Here is an 8,430-nt window from a genome sequence, read left to right on the forward strand (position 1 = left end):
AAGGCCGAAGACGAGGAACAGGACGTGGAACACGCACCACAACACAAAACCGATAAACATGGTTTTACGCGGGGTGATGATTTCCGCGACCACGCCGGAGACCCAGGCCGAAAGGGCGGCGGCGAGGCCGTAGAGGGTAAAGGCGAAAGAGGCCTGCGCCGGGCTGAAGCCCAGCTCCTTGATGTAGTGCGAGAGGAAGGCGAGTTCAAAACCGTCGCCGGTCATGAACACGGCGATGGCGACGTATCCCCAGATAAGGTTCAGCGGCAGACCCATCCACTGTTTGTGATTAACGGACATGGTGACCTCGTTGTTGTAGGGTGCAGGAGAATCACTCCGGCAGTTTCGCCGGAGCGTCATATGTCTTACTGCTGTCGAAAATGTCGGTCGTTGAGGTACAGAGACTGGAAATGGGCGTAACGCTGCATCAACGCCTGATGACGCTGCGGATCCGCCTGCCAGGTTTGCCAGATTTCCGGCTTATGACAAACGCTGGCCAGCGGTTTGCCCGCCGCCAGGCAGGCCAGACGCGCCGCTCCGAGCGCGCCGCCGGTTTCCCCGCCTTTATGCGTCACCACCGGCATCGCCAGGATATCCGCCAGCAGTTGCGCCCAGAACGGACTGCGGGCGCCGCCGCCAACCAGTGAGCACTGGTCGATACGGGTTCCGCTCTCCTGCAACACGCGCAGGCCGTCAGCAATACCGAAGCTCACTCCCTCCAGCACCGCATATCCCAGTTGAGCGCGCAGGCTGGCATGGGTCATTCCCCAGAACATACCGCGCGCCAGAGGATCGTTATGCGGGGTACGCTCGCCGGAAAGATAAGGCAGGAAGTATGGCGCATTGGCTTTTTCGTCTGCGCTTAACTGGGCGACCTCCTCCAGCAGCGCCACTTCGGTGGTGCCGGTCAGACGACAGAACCACTGCAGACAGCTGGCGGCGCTGAGCATCACGCTCATCTGGTGCCACAGGTTCGGCAGCACATGACAGAAAGCATGCACCGCCGACTGCGGCGCCGGACGATAGCTGTCGGTGACGACAAACAGCACGCCGGAGGTACCCAGCGAGATAAAAGCGTCTCCCGGCGACACCGCGCCAACGCCAATCGCGCTGACTGCATTATCGCCGCCGCCCCCCGCCACCAGCACCGAAGGATTAAGCCCCCAGCGTTCGGCAATGTCTGCCGCCAGCGTGGCGGAAACGTCGCATCCTTCCACCAGTTCCGGCATTTGTTGCCGCGTCAGGCCGCACTTTTGCAGCAGCGCGTCGGACCAATCGCGTCGCGCGACATCCAGCCAAAGGGTGCCGGCGGCATCCGACATATCGGAGACTTTTTTGCCGGTCATCTTGTAGCGCAGAAAATCCTTCGGCAGCAGTACGCAGGCGGTACGGGCAAAATGCTGCGGCTCATGACGCCGCACCCACAGCAGTTTCGGCGCGGTAAACCCCGGCATTGCCAGATTACCAGCCACCTGATGCAGCTCTGGCGCCATCTCTTCAAGCTCGGCGCACTCCTGCGCGCAGCGGGTATCGTTCCATAAAATCGCCGGGCGAATCACTTCGCCGCTGGCATCCAGCAGTACGGCCCCGTGCATCTGCCCGGAAAGGCCGATGGCTTTAATCGCCGACCAATGGCTCGCGCACTTCTCTCGCAGAGTGGCAATCAGATATTCTGTCGCTTCCCACCACGCCTGCGGCGATTGTTCAGACCACTGCGGATGCGGTCGTTGAATGGTCAATGGCGCGCTATGGCTGGCGACGACCGCATTGTTTTCATCCAGCACCAGCGCTTTAACTTCCGAAGTGCCGAGATCGATACCTAAATACATAGCGCCTCCTGCTGGGTCAGCGCGTAGACGGCGGCGATTTGCTCACGCAGCAGCGCGTGGAAATCCGTCGATTCCGCCAGCTCGCCAAACAGGGCTTTATCACCGGCGTACCGGGCGATCGGGTCAGGCGAATTAAACATGGCATGCACCGCGACCTCATCGAGAATTCCGTCCTGGTACTGATACGGTAAAGCCCCTTTATGCCACTGCTGCATAAAGACAAAGAACAGCGCCGGCAACATAGCGGTAGCCTGCGGGCGCACGCCACGCTGGTAGCACTCCTGCAGGGTTGGGGCAATCATCGCCGGGATTTTTGAGAATCCGTCTGCCGCCACCCGCTGATTGGTGTCCTGGATATAGGGGTTGGTAAAACGCTTGAGTACCACGTCGCGATAGGTTGCCAGGTCGATACCGTTATCGCCCAGACACGGAATCACATCTTCACTGACGTAACGGTCGGCGATGGCGTAGATGGCATCGGTAAGCGTACTCTCGTGAATATATTGCTGGCCCAACAGGGTTCCCGCCCAGGCGATACAGCTATGTGAGGCGTTAAGAATGCGAATCTTCGCCTCTTCATAGGGGATAACCGACGCCACCATCTCCACGCCCACCGTCTCAAGCGCCGGGCGCTCAGCGCGGAAATTATCTTCCACTACCCATTGAATAAAGGTTTCGCCCATCACCGGCGCTTTATCATCGATGCCGGTTTGCGCTTTGATACGTGGCGCCAGATCGGCGGCTGGGCGCGGCGTAATACGATCGACCATGGTGTTTGGGCAGGTCGCGTTCACCGCCAGCCAGTCAATAACCTGCTGTTTACCGGTCAGTTGCAGAAACTCAACCAGCCCATCATGGAAACGTTCGCCGTTGTGGCGCACGTTGTCGCAGTTGAGCAGCGTCAGCGGACCCGCATCGTCGGCGATGCGTTTTTCAAGAATCCGGGTAATAGTGCCGTATATGGTTTTGCAATCCCCCTGCAAATCGGCCTGCAGATCGGCGTTGCTGGTTTCAAGGCGATGTTGCGTATTGAGGTAATAGCCCCCTTCCGTCACCGTGAAAGCAATGACTTTAGTCTGCGGATTCGCGCCTTCATCAATCAGCGGCTGCAGCCCCGCCTGCCACGGCAGTAATTTTTGAATTGAGGCGATCTCTTCGTATTCGCGCTCCCCTTCCGGGCTCACCGTTTCCAGAACGTAGCGCCCTTTCTGCGCCGCCAGCGCCTGCACCACGTGCTCGGCGTCATTGCGAATATTGCCCGCCGCGATATGCCAGCGCGAATCGCCGGAAACCCGCAGCCGATGCAGGTACCACGCCTGATGCGCGCGATGGAAAGAACCGAGACCAATGTGAAGCCATGTGAATTGCGTATTCATGTTCTGCTCTCCTTGAGGTGATGCGGCTCACTGTATGTGATCATTTGAATCAAATAAGAGCTATGGATCACAAAAGAGCAATTACCCATTAAAATTACAAATGACCAAAACAGAGCAAAAGCTTGCCTGTTTTGAAAACCGCAGCCAAAATGCGGGTATCTGCGCTACTGCGCCCGCGTATTTAAGGCAGGACACCGTGAGTAAAGAAGACGACATCAGGCTGGATCAGAAGGTCCGCGCCGCATGGATGTACTACATTGCCGGTCAGAATCAGAGCGAAATCGCCAGCCATCTTGGCACCTCAAGGCCGGTGGTCCAGCGCCTTATCGCCGCGGCGAAAGAAGAAGGGATTGTGTCGATTGGCTTGCATCATCCGGTGGCGAACTGCCTCGATTATGCGCAGTTGTTGCAGGAAAAGTATCAACTCATCGAGTGCAATATCGTGCCGACCTACAACGAAGAGAGCACGCTGGATAGCGTTTCCTTCGGTTGTTATCAGTTGATGGCCCGCTACCTGCAGAGCGATAACGCCAAAATAATCGGCATTGGTTCTGGATTAACGCTGAAAAAGACCATCCAGCGCATTGATTTCGATAGCCCGAACAGCCGCTGCGTGGCGCTGATTAGCGCAATGAACGATGAGGGAAAATGCAACTACTACGATGATGTGCCGTTGCTGCTGGCGCGGAAAATTCAGGCCAACTACTACCAGTGGCCCGCGCCGCGCTATGCGCAAACCCGTCAGGAACATGAGATGTGGTGCGGCAGCCGCCTGTTCAGCAACGTTTCTGCCGCAGCGCAGCAGGCGGATGTTATTTTCGTCGGTATCGGCCCATTGGGTACCCAAAGCCCGATCTTCAAAGACGGGTTTATTAATAAAGTCCAACTGGATGAACTGACGGCGCGCGGCGGCATCGGCGAGATCCTCGGCCGCTTTATCGATGCCGACGGCGGCGTCGTCGACAGCGAAATTAATCGCCTGATCACCAGCTACGATATCCGCCAAAACCAGTGCCCGCGGATAGCCGTCGCCTGTGGCGAGAACAAGCGCCCGGCGATCCTCGCGGCGTTAAAAGGCGGCTGGATTAACGGCCTGGTGACCGATGAACATACCGCCCGCTGGCTGCTGACGCGCTAGCGCCAGCGGTTTTTCAGGCCAGGTGCTCGCGGCTGCTAATCAGCAGCGGCGGGATCTCTACCCGCTGCTGGCTGGCTTCGCCTGCGTCAATGATATTAAATACCGCTTCCAGCATCGCCGGGACGTTCTGCTGCACCATGTCAATATCGTGACCCAGCAGATAAACAAACGGATCCCAGTCAAAACAGCCCATCGGCGGCTGCTCGACGCCGGTCAGCCCCAACTGCGCCAGCCATCTCACCACCCCTTCCAGCGAGATGGTCGAGTTAACGAAGAAACCCTGCAGATGTTCATCGGCGCTTTTAAAACGCGCCTGCATACAGGCTTCCACTTTGCCTTTTGAATAGCCCGGAGAAAGAATGTTTTCTTCCGGCACGCTCATGCCGCGCGCCGCATGAGCATCGCGAAATCCGCGTAAACGCTCCAGAGTGTTGTGGTCGCTGCTGCGCCCGCCGACAAAATACAGCGGCGCCAGTTTGCCGTGGCGATTGAAACTGTTATCAAGAATTTTATCGGTCAACGCGCGGGCGCCCGCGTAGTTATCGGAGATCACCGACGGCGCGGTGGAGCCCGGCAGGTCAAGGTTGACCGTCGGCACCCCCGCCTGCTGACATAGCTCGGTAATTTTATCCGGATTAGTCGCCCCGGTCGCCACCACCCAGTCCACCTGCCAGGAGAGCATCGCTTTCACCGCTTCGATTTCCAGCTCGGGTCGACGGCGAGTACAGGTAATAATCGGCAGCAGGCCGCGCTCACGCGCCATCTCTTCAAAGCCTTCCGCCACTGAACCAAAATAGCGGTTGTCGTATTTGGGGACAATCATCCCGATGACATGCGATTTTTTACTGCGCAACATGCTGGCCTGGCGATTAATCGCGTAGCCCTGCTCTTGCGCAATGCGCGTCACTTTTTCCGCAAGTTTGGCGCTGATACGGCGTTTTTTCCAGTTGCCATTGAGGATCGCGCTCACCGCGCTTGCCGAAACGCCGGATAATTCCGCCAGATCGTAGATAGTGATTTTTTTCATTTTCCCAACTTGCGTCACAAATTCATTTCGCTGTTAATTTCCCCACTTGCTCAATCGATGAAGCTGGCGCAACATTAGCTTCATCGATTGAGCAACCATGACGCTCGCTAGCGTATACACTCAATAATCATTCAGACATCAGCAAATTGAAATAAATGGTGCTGATATTCAATAGCTTAACTTAGTTACTCCTGCTCTGACAGGCCAGATTGTTGTAGCAGGTAACCGCTCCTCAAGCTCGTCGAGACCAGCTTGAAGAGCAAAACAGACAACATGAAGGATTATAAAATGAACCACTCCGTATCCTCTATGAATACTTCTCTTAGCGGCAAAGTCGCCGCGGTCACCGGCGCCGCTTCCGGCATTGGTCTTGAATGCGCGAAAACCCTGCTTGGCGCGGGCGCGAAGGTGGTTCTGATCGACCGTGAAGGCGAAAAGCTCAACAAGATTGTGGCAGAGCTTGGCGAAAACGCTTTTGCCTTACAGGTCGATCTGATGCAGGGCGAGCAGGTGGATAAGATCATTGACGGCATCCTGCAACTTGCCGGCCGTCTCGATATTTTCCACGCCAACGCTGGCGCTTACATTGGCGGCCCTGTCGCTGAGGGTGACCCGGACGTCTGGGATCGCGTGCTGCACCTCAATACTAACGCCGCCTTCCGCTGCGTGCGTAGCGTGCTGCCGCATATGATCGCGCAAAAATCCGGCGATATTATTTTCACCAGCTCCATCGCCGGCGTGGTGCCGGTTATCTGGGAACCTATCTATACCGCCTCAAAATTCGCCGTACAGGCGTTTGTTCATACCACCCGCCGCCAGGTTTCCCAACACGGCGTCCGCGTCGGCGCGGTACTGCCGGGCCCGGTGGTTACCGCCCTGCTCGATGACTGGCCGAAAGAGAAAATGGAAGAAGCGCTGGCTAACGGTAGCCTGATGCAGCCTATCGAAGTTGCCGAATCGGTGCTGTTTATGGTCACCCGTTCGAAAAACGTCACCGTACGCGACCTGGTTATTCTGCCTAACAGCGTTGATTTATAACCCCCGGTATCGGTGACTAAAAGGACGATTTTATGAATGGCGAGACTCAAACCATTATCGGCGTCGACGTCGGCTCCGGCAGCGTGCGCGCCGGGGTATTTAACCTCAGCGGCGAACTGCTGGCCCACGCCACCCGGGAGATCACCCTCTTCCGCAGCGCCGGCAGCGTGGTGGAACAATCCAGCCGCGAAATCTGGCAGGCGGTTTGCGACTGCATTAAACGCGCGGTCGTAAAGGCCGCCGTCTCTCCGCACTCGGTTGCCGGTATCGGCTTCGACGCCACCTGCTCGCTGGTGGTAATCGGGGAGAATGACGCGCCGCTGGCCGTCGGGCCCAGCGAAGAGGCAGATCGCAATATTATCGTCTGGATGGATCACCGCGCCACCGAACAGGCGGAACGCATCAATGCCACCCGCCATCCGGTGCTGCAGTACGTCGGCGGGACTATCTCTCCGGAAATGGAAACACCGAAGCTGCTGTGGTTGAAAGAAAACCGCCCGCAGATCTTTGCCGCCGCGCGTCATTTCTTCGACCTGGCCGACTATCTCACCTGGCGCGCGACCGGCGATCTGGCCCGATCCGTCTGTACCGTCACCTGTAAATGGACCTATCTGGCCCATGAAAAACGCTGGGATGCCGATTACTTTCGCCAGATTGGCCTCGCAGAGCTGGCGGATGAAGACTTCGCCCGTATCGGCCAGCGTATCGTCGATCCGGGAACGCCATGTGGTGATGGGTTAACCGCGGCGGCGGCTGAAGAGATGGGCCTGCCTGTCGGTACGCCGGTGGCGGTCGGGATGATCGACGCCCACGCAGGCGGCATCGGCACCGTCGGCGTACTCAACGGCGCGGTGAATAATATGGCCTACGTCTTCGGCACCTCCTCCTGCACCATGACCACCACCGAGAAAGCAGTGTTCGTTCCAGGGGTCTGGGGGCCTTACTATTCGGCGATGGTACCGGGTTACTGGCTGAACGAAGGTGGACAAAGCGCCGCCGGCGCGGCTATCGACCAGTTACTGAGCTTCCATCCGGCGACGGCCGAAGCGCGTGAACAGGCTAAAGCCGCCGCCGTTCCTCTACCGGTCTGGCTGGCGGATCGCGTGCTGGCGCAGGTTGCCTCGCCTTCGGAGGCGGTGCAGCTGGCAGATGGACTGCATGTCGTACCGGAGTTTCTCGGCAATCGCGCGCCGCTTGCCGACCCCCACGCGAAAGCGCTGATTGCCGGGCTGGGGATGGAGCGGGATCTTGATAACCTGACCGCGCTGTACGTCGCCGGATTATGCGGAATTGGCTACGGCCTGCGGCAGATCCTCGATGCCCAACGCGCCTGTGGTATTGAGAGCGAAAATATCGTTATCAGCGGCGGCGCGGGGCAGCACCCGCTGGTACGCCAACTGTTGGCCGACGCCTGCGGCGTGACCGTGGTCAGCACCGCCAGCAGCGAACCAGTATTGCTGGGCTCCGCCATCCTCGGCGCCGTCGCGGGCAACGTCGCCGCCTCGCTACCGGACGCCATGAAGCGGTTCACCAGAGTGGATAAAACCTATCGCAGCGAGACGGCGTTTAGTCCGCTGCATCAACGCAGGTATGAGGCCTACAAAGCGCTACAACAGGCCGGTCGGCTAATCCGCGAATAACATACCTCTTTAATTTAATAACAATAATGCTCCGCTGTTATACAGCGGAGCCGCTCCTCTGCATCCTGAAATCGAGGTTAACATGTCCGTTAATAACCAACAGTGGTTCGGTCTGCCGCTGAATCTTATCTGGGGATACGTCGCCATCGCCGTGTTTATGACCGGCGACGGTTTTGAACTCGCCTTCCTCTCGCACTACATCAAAGAACTGGGCTTCAGCCCGGCGCAGGCCTCTTTCGCCTTCACCCTCTACGGCCTCGCCGCCGCCCTCTCGGCCTGGGTCTCCGGCGTGGTCGCGGAAATCATCACCCCGCGTAAAACCATGTTTATCGGTTTCGTGCTGTGGTGCGTGTTCCACGTCCTGTTCCTCGTCTTCGGTCTC

Annotated in this window: 8 protein-coding genes; 4 read left to right on the forward strand and 4 right to left on the reverse strand. The window is 58.0% G+C overall.

What is annotated here, in order from left to right:
- The 3 genes from PGQ95_RS25935 to dalD all read right to left on the reverse strand — a co-directional run.
- A partial coding sequence (locus tag PGQ95_RS25935) for an MFS transporter (RefSeq protein WP_430919839.1) occupies nt 1-300 on the reverse strand: 300 nt, incomplete at its 3' end.
- 65 nt (nt 301-365) lie between these two features.
- Complete coding sequence (gene xylB, locus PGQ95_RS25940) at nt 366-1,829, reverse strand: xylulokinase (RefSeq protein ID WP_430919841.1); 1,464 nt, start codon at nt 1,827-1,829, stop codon at nt 366-368.
- Entirely contained in the window at nt 1,820-3,205 is a 1,386-nt protein-coding gene (gene dalD / locus PGQ95_RS25945; RefSeq protein ID WP_430919843.1) for a D-arabinitol 4-dehydrogenase, read from the reverse strand. The genes xylB and dalD overlap by 10 nt, the downstream gene beginning before the upstream one ends.
- Before the next feature lie 196 nt (nt 3,206-3,401).
- Between dalD and PGQ95_RS25950 the strand changes: the two genes are divergently transcribed.
- On the forward strand, nt 3,402-4,343 hold the full coding sequence (locus PGQ95_RS25950; RefSeq protein WP_015365774.1) for a sugar-binding transcriptional regulator: 942 nt from the start codon (nt 3,402-3,404) through the stop codon (nt 4,341-4,343).
- Nucleotides 4,344-4,356: 13 nt separating this feature from the next.
- Here the strand turns inward: PGQ95_RS25950 and PGQ95_RS25955 are convergent, their stop codons facing one another.
- On the reverse strand, nt 4,357-5,370 hold the full coding sequence (locus tag PGQ95_RS25955; protein WP_430919846.1) for a LacI family DNA-binding transcriptional regulator: 1,014 nt from the start codon (nt 5,368-5,370) through the stop codon (nt 4,357-4,359).
- A gap of 288 nt (nt 5,371-5,658) precedes the next feature.
- On the opposite strand from PGQ95_RS25955, the gene PGQ95_RS25960 reads away from it, so the two are divergent.
- From PGQ95_RS25960 to PGQ95_RS25970, 3 genes are all read left to right on the forward strand, one after another.
- On the forward strand, nt 5,659-6,408 hold the full coding sequence (locus PGQ95_RS25960; protein WP_015365771.1) for an SDR family oxidoreductase: 750 nt from the start codon (nt 5,659-5,661) through the stop codon (nt 6,406-6,408).
- A 32-nt stretch (nt 6,409-6,440) separates the two neighbouring features.
- Nucleotides 6,441-8,048, forward strand: coding sequence for an FGGY-family carbohydrate kinase (locus PGQ95_RS25965; protein ID WP_430919848.1), 1,608 nt, complete (start codon nt 6,441-6,443; stop codon nt 8,046-8,048).
- 82 nt (nt 8,049-8,130) lie between these two features.
- A partial coding sequence (locus PGQ95_RS25970; protein WP_430919850.1) for an MFS transporter occupies nt 8,131-8,430 on the forward strand: 300 nt, incomplete at its 3' end.

Source organism: Klebsiella sp. 141240 (assembly GCF_050600805.1).
GTDB classification, from domain to species: Bacteria; Pseudomonadota; Gammaproteobacteria; order Enterobacterales; family Enterobacteriaceae; genus Klebsiella; species Klebsiella aerogenes.